This window comes from Pseudoalteromonas sp. SCSIO 43210 (assembly GCF_054133285.1).
Window position 1 is genome coordinate 935,333 of the sequence record NZ_CP087225.1, and the last position, 13,919, is coordinate 949,251.

Below are 13,919 nucleotides of genomic sequence, written 5' to 3' on the forward strand. Positions count from 1 at the left end.
AAAAAGTAAGTTTAAGGATCAAATCATGAAGAAGACATTAATTGCGTTAACACTCGTTGCTAGTTTTTGTACTCCAGCAATTGCCTCAACATCTAACACGCCATCAAAAGAAGCCCATAAAGAAACGGCTATTGGGCTAGGTGCAGGCGCTATTATTGGCGGCGTAGTAGGCGGGCCAATAGGTGCGTTTATTGGGGCATTTGCCGGTGGTTTAATAGGTGATTCAAAAGTAGCTGATAACAAAATTGCAGAGCAAGAGCGTGCAATTACGGTTATGAAAGAAAAAACCAGCGATTACCAACACGTGCTTAACCACAATAATATGTTAGAGCAACAGCTAGAAGTGCTTGCCAATCAAAATGAGCAGTTAACTCAAGTTCAAATTAATAACTTATTGGCGATGACGGTGCAATTTAAAACAGGTTCAAGTGTTATTGCCCCGCATTTTGCGCTGCAGTTAGACCAACTCGTTACCTTGTTAAACAACCAACCACAACTCGCACTTGATTTAAGTGGCTTTGCCGATCAGCGTGGCGATGAGCAAGCCAATCTTTTACTTTCCAAAGCACGTGTAAATGCCGTACAAAGCTACTTAATAAAACACGGTGTGAGCCACAAACGCTTAAGTACGCAGGCATTTGGCGAGCAGCAAACATTGGCTAACAGCAACACGGTGGAAGATAACTTTTTTGATAGACGCGTAACGCTTACCACTCGCTCAATGAGCCCAGAAAATGGCCAAACGGCGAGTAACTAAATCTAACTGAATCTAAGTAAAACAAAGCGTTCGATGGAGTGATTTTATGTTGAGTAAACCGACCAAAATGCTTACTAAAGTAAGCATTTTTATATTCATAGCGATTGTGCTGTTAGCGAGCTTCAAAAGCCATGCGCAATCACCCAAGTTAGAACTTTTTGATAGCAATGGTGCGCCAGCAGGCCCAGCAATAATATTAAAAAGCGACGCCAATATGACCTTAACTGGCCTAATTAATCATGTTGTAGTCACGCAAACCTATCAAAACGAAAACCCGTTTGCAGTCAACGCGCGCTACGTTTTTCCATTGCCTGATGAAAGCGCCGTACATGCCATGACGATGCGTATAGGTGAGCGAGTCATTAAAGGCCAAATTGATAAAAAAGTGGAAGCCGAAAAAAAATACGAGGAGGCTAAAAAAGCAGGCAAGCAAGCGGCCCTTGTACGCCAGCAACGCGCCAATATGTTTATTACGAATGTGGCAAATATTGGTCCTGGTGAGCAAGTGATTATTGAGCTTGAGTATCAAGAAATAATTGATTACAGCAGCGGCACATTTGCTATTAGATTTCCTACTACCATTACACCGCGTTATCACGCGATTAGTGGTGAGGTTGAGGTTAGTACTCAAAATCAAGCGCATGTTAATCCGCTCCCAACTGGGTGGTTGAGCCCTGTTTACAGCACTCAAAACATCACTCAAAATGATAACGTACCAAGCAGCCAATTTAGCTTAAACATTAATATAGACGTAGGCTTAGAGCTGGTGGATATCAATTCTAAATTTCATAATGTTGATGTACAAAACACTGCGTTTGGACAATATAAAATAGCCTTAAATGAGACAAATGCAGTTAATCGCGATTTTGTACTTGAGTTTAAACCGCTGCAAAAAGAGCAGGCTCAAGCCGCATTTTTTACTCAGCAGTTTGAAAATGGTGATCGATACGGGCTTGCTATGCTAATGCCACCAGGGGATCACTTTACACAAACTCAGCGCTTACCTCGCGAAATGGTATTTGTAGTTGATACGTCAGGCTCTATGCACGGGCAATCTATGGAGCAAGCTAAAAAAGCCTTGTTTTATGCGCTTTCATTACTTGATAGCGACGACAGCTTTAACATTATTGGTTTTGATAACATAGTGACTCCAATGAGCGATAAACCACTTATAGCCAATGACTTTAATTTGCGCCGTGCAGAGCGATTTATTTATAGCCTAGAGGCCGACGGTGGCACTGAAATACAAGGTGCGCTTAATGCCGTACTTGATGGCAGCCAGTTTGATGGTTTTGTACGCCAAGTTGTATTTTTAACTGATGGTAGCGTAAGTAATGAAGATGCATTATTTAAAAATATTCAAAGTAAGTTAGGCGATAGCCGCTTATTTACAGTGGGTATTGGCAGCGCACCTAACAGCTTTTTTATGCGCCGAGCAGCAGATATAGGTAAAGGCTCATTCACGTTTATAGGCAGCACAAGCGAGGTGCAACCTAAAATGCAGCAGTTGTTTGATAAGCTAGCACATCCGGCTATTACTAATTTGGCGCTAAGCGATGAAAGCGGTAACAGCTTAGATTTTTGGCCATCACCACTACCTGATTTATATTTTGGCGAGCCTATCATGGTCGCTATAAAACTTAATAATGCTAAAAGTGTGGTACTTGCTGGGCAAACAGCACAAGGGCCTTTAAGTATTAAATTAAGTACACAAAATAGCTCAAGCGCTCAAGGTATAGCAAAACTGTGGGCGCGCCAAAAAATTAAGTCATTACTTTTATACAACGAGCAAAATACAGTTAAAGATGAAGTACAGGAGCTTGCGCTTACTCATCAATTACTTAGCCCGTTTACTGCTTTTATAGCAATTGAACAAACTCAAATAAAAGAAGTGGCAGAGCAAACGGCGCAAGCTAGTAATGCAGTACCACAAGGTATGGCAATGCGTTTACCGCAAACCGATGGGCAAAGCAGGTTACATATGTTGCTAGGCTGTATTTTATTATTGGGATTTGGCGCGCTTAAAATAAATCGAGGGCTTAAATTAAGTAGGGAATATAAATGAAAAAGTGGCTAAGCGTGGGCTTACTAATAGCTGGGCTTGGATTATTTGGTCACGGCGCTTATATGCAGGCAAAAGCGTGGCTTGCTCAAGTATTAATTGAGCAAGCATGGCAAGAGGCACTTAAATCACCCGGCACTAAAGTAAAACCGTGGTATTACGCCGACAGCTACGTTACTGCAAAGCTTGATTGGCCAAGTCATAATAAGACATTAAGTGTATTGGCTGGAGCGAGTGGCCGTAACTTAGCGTTTGCGCCTAGCCAATTTTTACCCGCAGGAGAGCTTGGCGGAAAAGAGTTTGGAAACGAAAAGGGCGCGCTAATAGCCGGGCATAACGACACCCACTTTGCATTTTTACAAAACGCCAAAGTGGGAGAGGCGTTTACTTTGCAACTGCAAAGTGGGGTGATTCAAAATTATAAGGTAACGGGGATTGAGGTTATTCATCAATCCCAAAACTCATTTTTACAAACACCTGGGCTGTATTTGCTTACCTGTTACCCTTTTGATTCGCTTGCCTCGGGTACTGATTTAAGATTGCTTGTATCTGCGCAAATGTCTTCGCCTGATTCACTAAGCGGTATATCAACCACAAGTTCTTGATGACGCTGGCTTACCATTACGCCAATAAATACCACAAATATGCTCAACCATTGCCAAACGTTGAGTACTTCGCCCAAAATAATCGCTGACAAAATAAGTGTAAAAATAGGAATTAAATTAGAGTACGCCGCAGCGGTTAATACCGATACCTTGCTAATAGCATAGTTATACATGCCGTAGCCGCCAAGGGTTACACACGAACCTAAATACAAAATGCTCATAAGCGCAGTTAAGTCGTGTTGGTTTTCGCTTGGTAGGTCGATAAAAAATAAAAACGGCGCAAAAAATAAGCTGCCGCTAATACCTTGCAACGCAATTAAAGTAAGAGGCGAGTAGCGATTAGCTAAATGTTTAACACTTACGGTATAAAATGCAGCGCACACCATAGCCATAAGCTCTAAAAAGTTACCTAACAACGGATTAGGTGCTTGATCGGAACTTGGTGAAAGAAGCGTAAGTAAAATACTGCCGCCAATACACAGCGTAAAACCGACCACGATGGATTTACTTATGTATTCTTTAAGCAATAAAAAGGCAAGTAGCGCAATAATAATGGGCAAGCACGACACAATAACACCGGCCTGCGAGGCCGATGTGTATTCCATTGCATGGCCTTCAAATAAAAAGTACAAGCAAGGCTCAGCAAGCGACATACCCACTAAATACTTCCAGTCACCTTTTAAATACTCAAACCGAATAACGTAGCGCCATAAACAAAGCGACAAAACTAACGTAGTGAGCATGCGTAAAAATATCACCAATGCAGGGTCGTAAATGGCAATGGCGTATTTAAGCGCTATAAAAGAGCTGCCCCATAAAAAGGTGGCAATAATTAAACATAAACTGGCAGGCATAGAGAGTAATTTACATAATTTAATAAAATCAGATCCTAGCATGAATATTTTTAACTTGTTCAAAAATACCGAGCTGGTATAAATTAATTCATCTTTAATTAATCAGTAGTAAAAAGCACATGCAAAGGGAACAGGTAATAGTTGTAAAGCTTGGTACAAGCGTACTTACTGGCGGCACAGATAAACTAGATAAAGCACACATGGTTGAATTGGTACGCCAATGCTGCGAGCTTAAAAAGCAGGGTCATCACGTTATTTTAGTATCGAGCGGCGCGGTTGCTGCTGGGCGCGAACAACTATTAAAACCCTGTGGCAGAAGCTTAATTGATAAACAAATGCTTGCTGCAATTGGACAAGGTCAACTTATTCATATTTGGCAGAGCCTATTTGCTTTATACGGTGTAAACGTAGGGCAAATGCTACTTACTCGCGCCGATGTAGACGACAGAGAGCGCTACCTTAATGCCCGCGATACACTCAATGCGTTATTAAATTACGACGTTGTACCCATCATTAACGAAAATGACGCAGTCGCAACCAGCGAAATAAAAGTAGGCGACAACGATAATTTATCGGCACTTGTCGCTATTTTGGCTAATGCTAATAAGTTACTGCTACTTACCGATCAAGAAGGGTTATTTACCAGCGATCCTCGCACAAACGCCGATGCCACCCTCATTGGCGAAGTAACACACATAAACGATGAACTGCGCCAACTTGCTGGTGGCAGTGGCACAAATTTAGGTACTGGCGGCATGGCGACTAAACTGCAAGCCGCTGACATTGCAAGGCGCGCAGGCGTTGAAGTTATTATTGCTAAAGGCGCAGGTAAAAACGTTATTTTAAAATGTATGAGTGACGAGTTACCAGGTACGCGCTTTTTAAAACTCACCGCCCCAAAAGATGGCCGTAAAAAATGGCTACTCGCTGGGCCTAAAAGTACCGGCCAAATTGTTATAGATACAGGTGCTATTAGTGCCCTTCAAAATAAAGGTGCAAGCTTACTTGCTAAAGGCGTTACTAATGCATTTGGACGTTTTGAACGCGGTGATTTAATTGATTTAATAGATAATAAAAATCAAGTGATTGCACGAGGCTTAACGCGCTTTAGTAGTACCGAGGTAAATAAAATAAAGGGTGCTCATTCTAGTCAAATAGGCCAATTACTTGATTACGATAGTGGCGCAGAAGTACTTCATAGGGATGATATGGTATTGCTATAGAAGCACTTTTAGTAAATTAAATTACTTGGGTGTAATTCTCGCAGTATTACACTTTTTTGATTGTAAATTTGTGCTAAAATCTGGCTCCTTAAATTGTTGTAAGCAGAGCACAGAACATGAAATTAGTTCGTTGGTTTTTAGGTTGTATAATCTTATTTTTTAATTTTGTATTTACTCCTCGCAGTAAAAAGCGCGCAAGCGACGAGCAAGCACAGCTTGATCTGCAAACCTCACAATTTAAACTGTATCAATTTAAAGCATGCCCGTTTTGTGTAAAAGTACGTCGCGCCATTAAACGCGAAGGCTTAAACATAGAAACGCGTGATGCAAAAGACAATGAGCAATATCGTCAAGAGCTACTAGAGCAAGGCGGTAAAGTTAAAGTTCCTTGCCTGCGTATAGAGCAAAACGGTCAAGTACAATGGCTGTATGAATCAAACGATATTATTGCTTACTTAAACAAAGTAGCTGCATAAACCACTTTTATTATCTCACTTATTTAAAGAGAATATACCATGACAATTCGCACCCGTGTTGCCCCGTCGCCAACTGGTGACCCGCATCTTGGCACCGCTTATATCGCCTTATTTAACTACTGTTTTGCTAAACAACAAGGCGGTGAATTTGTACTTCGTATAGAAGATACAGACCAAGTACGTAGCACGCCAGAGTCTGAACTTGCGATTATGGATAGCCTACGTTGGTTAGGGCTTGAGTGGGATCATGGTCCTGATGTGGGTGGCGAATTTGGTCCTTACCGTCAATCTGAGCGTAGCGATTTATATAAAAAATACGCGCATCAGTTAGTTGACGATGGCAAAGCGTTTTACTGCTTTGCAACAAGCGAAGAGCTTGATCAAATGCGTGAAGAGCAAATGGCAGAAGGCTTGCGCCCTAAATACGACGGTCGTGGTTTAAACCACACAGATGAAGAAATTAAAGCAAACTTAGCGGCAGGCAAACCTTACGTTATACGTATGAAAATCCCAAGCGAAGGCACATTTAAGTTTAACGACTACCTACGTGATGAAATTGAGATCCCGTGGGAAAACGTAGACATGCAAGTGTTATTAAAAGCAGATGGTTTCCCAACGTACTTTTTAGCGAACGTAGTTGACGACCACCACATGCAAATTAGCCATATTTTCCGTGGTGAAGAATGGATTAACTCAGCACCTAAGTTATTAAAACTTTACGAAGATTTTGGTTGGGAAGCGCCAGTACTTGGTCACTTACCATTACTACGTAACCCAGATAAATCAAAGCTGTCTAAGCGTAAAAACCCAACATCTATTAATTACTATAAAGAAATGGGTTACCTGCCAGAAGCCGTACTTAACTACTTAGGTCGTATGGGTTGGTCAATGCCTGATGAGCGTGAAAAGTTCACACTTAATGAGATGATTGAAAACTTCGACATGAAGCGCGTATCGCTTGGTGGTCCAGTATTCGACGTAGATAAATTAAGCTGGTTAAACGGCATGTGGATCCGCGAAAACCTAACCGACGAGCAGTTAATTCAGCGCTTTGTTGATTGGAAGTTTAACGGCGAAATGCTCGCTAAAATATTACCAGAAGTTAAAACACGTATTAATACGCTGTCGGATATGGTTGAGCTTGCAGGGCACTTTGTAGGTGGTATTCCAACTTACGATCCTGCGCTATTAACAGCCGGCAAAGCAGACGAAAACGTGATTCGCCAAGCGCTGCAATTTTTTGTATGGCAGCTTGAAGGTTTACGTAGCTTTGAAAAGCCAGCTATTTTTGCAATTGCAAAAGAAGTGGCAACATTCCACGAGCTTAAAATTAAAGACTTTTTAGAGCCAATTTTTGTCGCAATTACAGGCAAAACATCAAGTACGTCAGTGCTTGATGCAATGGAAATATTGGGGTCTGACTTATCACGTGCTCGTTTACGTGTAGCCCTTGCTCATTTAGGTATTTCTAAAAAGCAGGCTAAAAATATAGAGCGTGCGTACCGCGAATACCCAAGTTCATAATTGCTAAACAATGTACTTTTAAAAGCCGAGCTTTACTAAGCTCGGCTTTTTTGTTTCAGGCTGTTTAGCTATATGACATCGTATTTTGATATTGTTTAGCCTAAGTATTCATAATTTACTAAATGCTACAATAAGGCATATAAACTCATAGGAGGCAGTATGATTGCAACCGTTAAAAACAAAGCTATTTTTAGCAGTAATACATTCTCGATAAACCTTGTTACTTACCCAACTAATCACAGCGTAATGAACCATATTGATCCCGTGCAGCAAGGGCGCTATTACAAGCTCAATTTTGTATTAGAGCAACCTAAAACAGGTGGGGTATTTAAATGCTCAAAATGCATTATAAATTTATTTAATCGTGTGTATTTGTTTAGACCCGATAAGTACGAACACAGCGTATCTAAAATCGAGTCTGGAAAGCGCGTACTACTTAGCTTTGCGCTTAATATATAATTTGCACTTTTACTTATTGATAGTCGTAGGCTTGTCCGCTACATAAAACAGATAAGTCGCAATACGATACAGACGTTTCGCTACAAGAGTTAATAGTAAAAGCATTCCCGCCTCTGCGCATGGCATCAGCTTTAAGTAAATCGATAGCATTTGATTTAGAGCGATTGTAACCTACATTATTGCTACCCATACCGTCGCCATCACAGCTTTCACCTTCTATTCGCCCTAAAAGGGTAGCGCCACTTTCGTGTGCTTCTTGGTCGCTATAAAACTGCTGTAAATCTCTTTTATTAACATAGGTGCCAATTTCTTGAGATAAAACGCCGTTGTCTATATCTGTATGAAAAGTAACGCCAGAACAGCCAGTTAACACGAACACCACACTCATTATTGTTATAAAACGCCGCATATTTATTAGTCCCTTAATTTATTATTTGAAATAGTAAATTACTAACAAAATCAAATGCGGGCAATGTTTACTACTAAGTAAATTGTTAGCATTTGTAAATGTATTTAGATTTTACTGAGCATAGGGTAAGTAAACAAAAAGAAGTGGCAAACGTTCACCAACCAATGGCATAAAATAGCCCACTCTAAGCGCTGCGTTCTATAAAAAATATAGCCGTATCCTAAGCCTGCTATAAACGAGACCAGCACATAGTTAATGCCTCCTGCAAAATGTGCCAAAGCAAAAATACCAGCCGTAATTAAAGGAGCAAGTAACGCTAAACGGGTTGGTGTAATAATTTGGCTAAGCTTAGTTTGTAGTAAACCTCGAAATAAAGCTTCCTCGGCAACACAGGTAAATAAAAGATTAATAGCAATAAAGGCTAACCAAAAGTCGGGCACTTTTGGGTTAAAGCTTACAAGTCCAAGCATTAAAGCCGCTATGAGCGTAGCTAAAACAGTAGCAATAACTATTAAAATGGGTTGTTTAACGTTTAATTGACCCGCTTTATTAGAGTCTGCTTTTAAAGGCCTTTTATTTGAATCTAAGTTTGAAAAAAAGTAAGCACAAAGAAATAACCCAGCCATAGCTTTATCAAAATTAGCATAAAGGGTAAAAGTAATCGCATCGCTGGTAATACGCTCGTTTATAACAATAGGGAGGTTACTAAAACCAGGCACCCAATGAAGTGCTAATGCTAATGAGGTAATAACAAAAACAGTACCTAATATAGTGCGTATTATTGCCCGCTTTGTATTTAGCGCACAGTAGTATAAAACAACGTAAAGCCCAGTGCTCAGCAGAGCATATAAATTTATATAACCTTCAGCATAAGCACTTACAACACTTAAAGCTACTAAGTAGTGCCAAAGGGGTTGTCGTATTATAAGAATATTGCAGCGAGAAAAAACGCATAATATTGACAATGCCAGAATATAAAAAGCCATTTATTTATCATTTTCTAGTGTTAAGTACTAAACAATAACGTCAATTTTGTATTAATAAACCATTATATTTTCACTAATCGGTACTGTCATCGTTGGTGTGTGTTTATAGATTTAATGAACAGGCTTATCTTATTAAACAGACAGTAATGAGCGATAAGTAGCTAGGCAGTACTTACGTGTATGAAATTAAAATTTGATCTTGGTCAGCCTATAAAAAGCAACTTCCAAAGCAGTACTTGTTATTAGTAACACCGTCTTTTGTTATCAATTTAGTTGGTTGCCTAGGTTAATAAATGCTGTGAATACAGACAGTGATTGTTGTTTTGTCCAATATTACTGATCTCCACCATTTTGGTGTATTTTTGCACTGATTAAAAATAATTTTCATTTAACCAATTGTTTACATATGTTTATTTGATGGTTAAGATAAATGCATTGTAATATGGACATTTGTCGGTTTATAAAACGACAAATGTCGTAGACAAAATTGTTATGTTTCTAGGAGTATTTCGTGTCAGCCGATGAAGTTATGAATGAGCAACTGAATCAATCTATTCGTTTGATAGAGCAAGTTATGGAACAAGCTTATTTCACATCAAAAGAACGAGATATTAGGTATAGTGTTGGTGGCTTAGGTCGAACTATAGGTCTAATTAGAGAATTTCAGGAACAAATTTACCACCAATTTCCAGACTTAAAAACAGAAATTAAAATTAGTTTAGATCCGCCTTTGACAGCAGAGCAAGCAGAGGTTTGTTCGAAGTTATCTCCGGATGAATTAGATAAAATTGACGGATTTTTGTTATCGAACACTAGGTCTAAATTTCGGAAAGTAGCGCGTGTTATAGGCATATCAATGCAAAATGAACTTGATTCATTTAATTTGCCAGATCTTTTTTATGCGGAAAGAATAAAATCTTTGGTAAAGCGTGGAAAGTTAGATTCACAAGGAAATCTTGGTGCTATGAGGTTTAGTGAAGTTAAATTACCTGATATGTAAATCGAAACATAACAAGAAAATCAACAAGGACACGTAACAGTTGGCTACGTTTCGCTTCGCTACACAATTTTAGCCAACCATTACTTAGCCTGTTATTTTGGCGTTGGTATGACTCCCACTGTCAAGTTAAACGCACTGATCCCTGCCTAACTTTTTTAAGCCATAATTACTTTAGCTCGAATTAGAGCGAGTTAATACATAGGATGAAGCAAGTAATGTCGTCGGTTATCTTGCTGATATTCGTTGGTTATTACTATTTCTAGTAACAGAGCAGACCTTACTTATTTCGTCGTGGCACCTGTCTTCAGTCTATGTTCGTGGTTCAATGAAGCGTTAGCTACATTGCCATCCTAACGCCGTCGGTGGTTGTGCCACTCCCGATGCTTGATCCTATGCATTAACTCTAATTCGTTTATCATGCAGGTACTCTTGCCAATCTAAGTTTTGTATTTACTGGCGTTAGCACCACTTCTTTTGCAATTGCCCATATGTATGCAATCATTTCTCGAGCAATGGCGGTGACAACCAGGTTGTAATGTTTCCCTTTGGCTATCATTTTTTTATAGCGCTTGCAGAGCCTAAGTTGTGCTTTCCACGCAATATCAATAATGTCCTTTGGTAAACCTTCTTGTCGTTTTTGCATATCTGTCGATATATTTGCCGCATACCGATAAGTGTGTGCGCCTTCAACGAGAAGGCGCCTCGCTCGGCCGTTTCCGCATTTTGTGATGGCGCCAATATGGCGTTTGCCACCACTCGAGTGCTCACTAGGTACAAGACCAAGATAACTCATTAATTTGCGGGGGTGGTCGAAGCGCGATAAATCGCCAAGCTCAGCAACAACGCCGGTGGCGACCAACAAACGAACGCCACGCATAGCTTGTATTGCTTTTACTACAGGATAATAACGCCACTGGTGAACATGGTGAGTTCATTGTCTAGCCGTTCAAGTCGGCTTATTCGTTCATTAATTGTGTGTAAAAACTCTTGTAAGACGATGTGCTGCGCGGGATGTGGCAACACAAGTTCAGTGAGCCAACGTAAATGTTTTTGTGACCAATTCGCGGTGCCTTTGTAATTAATATTATTGCGAAGCAGCAGCGCTTTTAATTGAAACTTAGCATCTTTTAAATCTTTCATTGCTACTTCACGTGCACGAGATAAATCGCGGACGGCTTCATCTTCAGGCTCGGGGACATAGATAGGTGTTAAATCTTCAGATTTAAGTAATTTAGCGAGCTTAAGGGCATCACGTTTATCGGTTTTAATCTTCTCACCAGGTTTTTTAGGAATAAGAGAGGGTGCAACCACATAACAGCAATGGCCAAGGCTGGTAATTAATCGGTAAATCCAATACCCACATGGGCCTGCTTCATAAACAAAATGAAGTGTTGCGCGAGGATATTTCGATTCGAACTGACGAACAAGCTTTTGAACGGCCACTTTGGAAGACGAGAATCGACCAAGGTGCACAGGTTGCGCGCCTCTGTGTTCTTCAATATAGGCGACTTCATTGAATTCTTTATGTGTATCAAGACCGATAAAAAGTATGTTATGTTTATTCATGTTAGCCTCTGCTGTTTAGTTAATTAACAAACTAATTATGGCTCTGGCTTTGAATTAAGCTAACCCACGAAAAGCGGAGGCTAACACCGTGTGGGAGTCATTATGTCTAAAGCGCTAGTCGTATACTGAGAAGTTGATGCACCCAAAGTTCTTATCATTATTTTTAGTTTTGTTTTCATTAAATATTGCTTATGCCGAAAGCGATACTCATATTGAAACCGAAATCCAAAATACTATCGACACTGAAGATATTGTAGGATTATCTTGGTCAACAATTTCAAAGGGGCATGTTGAGGTTGGTAGTGTTGGATATGCAAATATTTCAAAACTTGAACATATGATGCCTGCACAAAAAATGCATGTAGGCTCAGTTACCAAATCGGTTCTGGCAATGGGCGTTCTCCATTTAATATTTGAAGGAAGACTCTCATTAGATAGCAATATTGAAGCACTATTGCCAGGATTGAACTTCGACAATGTTTGGCATCATCGTTCACCTATCAAGGTCAAAAACTTACTCGATCATACTGCTGGATTAGACAATATCAGGATGTGGCAGTTACTAAGCACTAAACCTTTGCCAAATACGCCACTTGGAAAAGCTTTTGAATCAAGCAGACAAAACTTATTAAAGATTAGAACTGAACCAGGAACGCAATACTCATATTCCAATATGGGATATACATTACTTGCAATGGTTATAGAAGCTGTAACCAACCAGCGTTATGAAGAGTTCCTCGATGACAACCTTTTAGCCCCTTTAGAAATGTATGACAGTAGCTTTGAGTTTATCAGCCAACAAGGTCAGTACGCCGATCCTTTATTAGCAATGGGCTATCATGAAAATAATGTTACTCAAATTGCTGTGCCTAGCTATCTTAGACCTTCGGGACAATTCACAACTACCGCCCCTGACATGGCTAAGTTTATGAATTTTATTTTGAATGAAGGCAAAGTAAATGGTCAAAATTTTGTAAAACCTGAGCATATGAAAATGCTTACTAATCCTTTCAACACTAAAGCACATATAGAAGGCCTGAATATTGGGCATGGCCTTGCGTTTGCTAATAGAGATCGGCATAACGTGCTTGGCATGTGTCATCCAGGTACAACATTTGGATTTAGAGCCTATATTTGCCTTTTTCCAGATGAAAAAAAGGGATTTTTTTACGCCGCTAACACGGATAACGAAACTGCCGACTATGAAAAGTTTAATAAATTATTTATCAATAAACTAAGCGTGGTGTCAGCGTCTATTGCAGAGAGCACGGGAAAGGGAATTGGGTTGTCAAAGTTGGAGGGCATTTATCTACCATCCCCAAATAACATGGCCGAATTTGAATTCATTGATATGCTTTTCAATTTTATTTGGTTAGAACAATCAAACGAGCACCTTCTAATGAAGTCATTGCAAAATGCCGATAGGCGCTTAATTCAAGTCGGCGATCACTTATTTAGAGATGTTAATAGGACACAAGCTTCCCATGTTTTCTATTGGGATAGTGAGAGGAGATTGTTTCTTAGTAATGGTCTTAAAACGTTTAAGCAAGTTTCAATTATAGCATTGGTACTTTATTGGTTAAGCTTAAGCTTTGGTCTAATAGGACTGTTTTATATATTTTTAGTCGGATTAATTAGGGTCATTAAACGAGACAAAGAAAGCTTCGTTCGAATAAAATGGGGATTTATAAACCTACTATTGTTCAGCTTTCCTGTATACCTCTATGTTCAGCAATCCTTTCTACAATTTGGTGATATTACAGCGGCAAGTGTTTCCTTGGCTTTTCTTTCAGGAATTTTGCCACTAACACTGTTATTTTCTTTATGGATTTCTCTAAGAGTAAAATTACAAAGTAAACTAATTAAATTGGATGTTGCGGCAATTTTGATATCGGTACAATTAGTTTTAGTATTGATTTTCTGGGGGCAGCTCCCCGTTATATTTTGGCAATAAAGAGTAGCGCTTTAATCGGGTAGCCGGAGGTCTCTAACCTCCAG

Annotated in this window: 12 protein-coding genes and 1 pseudogene; 9 read left to right on the forward strand and 4 right to left on the reverse strand. The window is 39.7% G+C overall.

What is annotated here, in order from left to right; translation table 11 throughout:
* Nucleotides 1-25 precede the first annotated feature (25 nt).
* Genes pdsO through LOS73_RS04205 form a run of 3 tightly spaced genes read left to right on the forward strand, consistent with a single transcriptional unit; the run spans nt 26 to nt 3,424 of the window.
* On the forward strand, nt 26-757 hold the full coding sequence (pdsO, locus tag LOS73_RS04195) for a sortase-associated OmpA-like protein PdsO (RefSeq protein ID WP_457934528.1): 732 nt from the start codon (nt 26-28) through the stop codon (nt 755-757).
* Nucleotides 758-803: 46 nt separating this feature from the next.
* On the forward strand, nt 804-2,822 hold the full coding sequence (locus LOS73_RS04200) for a marine proteobacterial sortase target protein (protein WP_457934529.1): 2,019 nt from the start codon (nt 804-806) through the stop codon (nt 2,820-2,822).
* Nucleotides 2,819-3,424 (forward strand): class GN sortase, encoded by a 606-nt coding sequence (locus LOS73_RS04205; RefSeq protein WP_081824594.1) that lies wholly within the window; start codon nt 2,819-2,821, stop codon nt 3,422-3,424. The genes LOS73_RS04200 and LOS73_RS04205 overlap by 4 nt, the downstream gene beginning before the upstream one ends.
* Here LOS73_RS04205 and LOS73_RS04210 read toward each other — a convergent pair.
* Nucleotides 3,319-4,278, reverse strand: coding sequence for a DMT family transporter (locus LOS73_RS04210; RefSeq protein WP_033031605.1), 960 nt, complete (start codon nt 4,276-4,278; stop codon nt 3,319-3,321). The two genes, LOS73_RS04205 and LOS73_RS04210, sit on opposite strands and share 106 nt — an antisense overlap.
* Before the next feature lie 119 nt (nt 4,279-4,397).
* Here LOS73_RS04210 and proB point away from each other — a divergent pair, with 119 nt between their 5' ends.
* From proB to LOS73_RS04230, 4 genes are all read left to right on the forward strand, one after another.
* Complete coding sequence (gene proB, locus LOS73_RS04215; protein ID WP_033031603.1) at nt 4,398-5,501, forward strand: glutamate 5-kinase; 1,104 nt, start codon at nt 4,398-4,400, stop codon at nt 5,499-5,501.
* A gap of 116 nt (nt 5,502-5,617) precedes the next feature.
* The gene (locus LOS73_RS04220) at nt 5,618-5,977 is read left to right on the forward strand and encodes a glutaredoxin family protein (RefSeq protein ID WP_007377005.1); all 360 of its coding nucleotides are present in this window, start codon (nt 5,618-5,620) and stop codon (nt 5,975-5,977) included.
* A gap of 39 nt (nt 5,978-6,016) precedes the next feature.
* Entirely contained in the window at nt 6,017-7,501 is a 1,485-nt protein-coding gene (gltX, locus tag LOS73_RS04225; protein WP_008137490.1) for a glutamate--tRNA ligase, read from the forward strand.
* A 159-nt stretch (nt 7,502-7,660) separates the two neighbouring features.
* Entirely contained in the window at nt 7,661-7,960 is a 300-nt protein-coding gene (locus LOS73_RS04230) for a hypothetical protein (RefSeq protein ID WP_007377003.1), read from the forward strand.
* Between the two features lie 13 nt (nt 7,961-7,973).
* On the opposite strand, the gene LOS73_RS04235 is transcribed toward LOS73_RS04230, so the two are convergent.
* Nucleotides 7,974-8,369, reverse strand: coding sequence for a hypothetical protein (locus tag LOS73_RS04235; RefSeq protein WP_033031601.1), 396 nt, complete (start codon nt 8,367-8,369; stop codon nt 7,974-7,976).
* 104 nt (nt 8,370-8,473) lie between these two features.
* Nucleotides 8,474-9,355 carry a CPBP family intramembrane glutamic endopeptidase gene (locus tag LOS73_RS04240; protein ID WP_033031598.1) on the reverse strand — a complete coding sequence of 294 codons (882 nt, stop codon included), beginning with the start codon at nt 9,353-9,355 and terminating at the stop codon, nt 8,474-8,476.
* Between the two features lie 511 nt (nt 9,356-9,866).
* Between LOS73_RS04240 and LOS73_RS04245 the strand changes: the two genes are divergently transcribed.
* Entirely contained in the window at nt 9,867-10,355 is a 489-nt protein-coding gene (locus LOS73_RS04245) for a DUF3658 domain-containing protein (protein ID WP_008137482.1), read from the forward strand.
* A 415-nt stretch (nt 10,356-10,770) separates the two neighbouring features.
* Here LOS73_RS04245 and LOS73_RS04250 read toward each other — a convergent pair.
* Nucleotides 10,771-11,921: pseudogene (locus LOS73_RS04250) on the reverse strand (IS110 family RNA-guided transposase).
* A gap of 136 nt (nt 11,922-12,057) precedes the next feature.
* On the opposite strand from LOS73_RS04250, the gene LOS73_RS04255 reads away from it, so the two are divergent.
* Entirely contained in the window at nt 12,058-13,875 is a 1,818-nt protein-coding gene (locus LOS73_RS04255; RefSeq protein ID WP_033031596.1) for a serine hydrolase domain-containing protein, read from the forward strand.
* Nucleotides 13,876-13,919 lie beyond the last annotated feature (44 nt).

Excerpts from the sequence above, each read along its gene's own strand:
- pdsO (WP_457934528.1), top strand. The coding sequence starts at position 26 with ATGAAGAAGACATTAATTGCGTTAACACTCGTTGCTAGTTTTTGTACT.
- LOS73_RS04200 (WP_457934529.1), top strand. The coding sequence starts at position 804 with ATGTTGAGTAAACCGACCAAAATGCTTACTAAAGTAAGCATTTTTATA.
- LOS73_RS04205 (WP_081824594.1), top strand. The coding sequence starts at position 2,819 with ATGAAAAAGTGGCTAAGCGTGGGCTTACTAATAGCTGGGCTTGGATTA.
- LOS73_RS04210 (WP_033031605.1), bottom strand. The coding sequence starts at position 4,278 with ATGCCTGCCAGTTTATGTTTAATTATTGCCACCTTTTTATGGGGCAGC.
- proB (WP_033031603.1), top strand. The coding sequence starts at position 4,398 with ATGCAAAGGGAACAGGTAATAGTTGTAAAGCTTGGTACAAGCGTACTT.
- LOS73_RS04220 (WP_007377005.1), top strand. The coding sequence starts at position 5,618 with ATGAAATTAGTTCGTTGGTTTTTAGGTTGTATAATCTTATTTTTTAAT.
- gltX (WP_008137490.1), top strand. The coding sequence starts at position 6,017 with ATGACAATTCGCACCCGTGTTGCCCCGTCGCCAACTGGTGACCCGCAT.
- LOS73_RS04230 (WP_007377003.1), top strand. The coding sequence starts at position 7,661 with ATGATTGCAACCGTTAAAAACAAAGCTATTTTTAGCAGTAATACATTC.
- LOS73_RS04235 (WP_033031601.1), bottom strand. The coding sequence starts at position 8,369 with ATGCGGCGTTTTATAACAATAATGAGTGTGGTGTTCGTGTTAACTGGC.
- LOS73_RS04240 (WP_033031598.1), bottom strand. The coding sequence starts at position 9,355 with ATGGCTTTTTATATTCTGGCATTGTCAATATTATGCGTTTTTTCTCGC.
- LOS73_RS04255 (WP_033031596.1), top strand. The coding sequence starts at position 12,058 with ATGCACCCAAAGTTCTTATCATTATTTTTAGTTTTGTTTTCATTAAAT.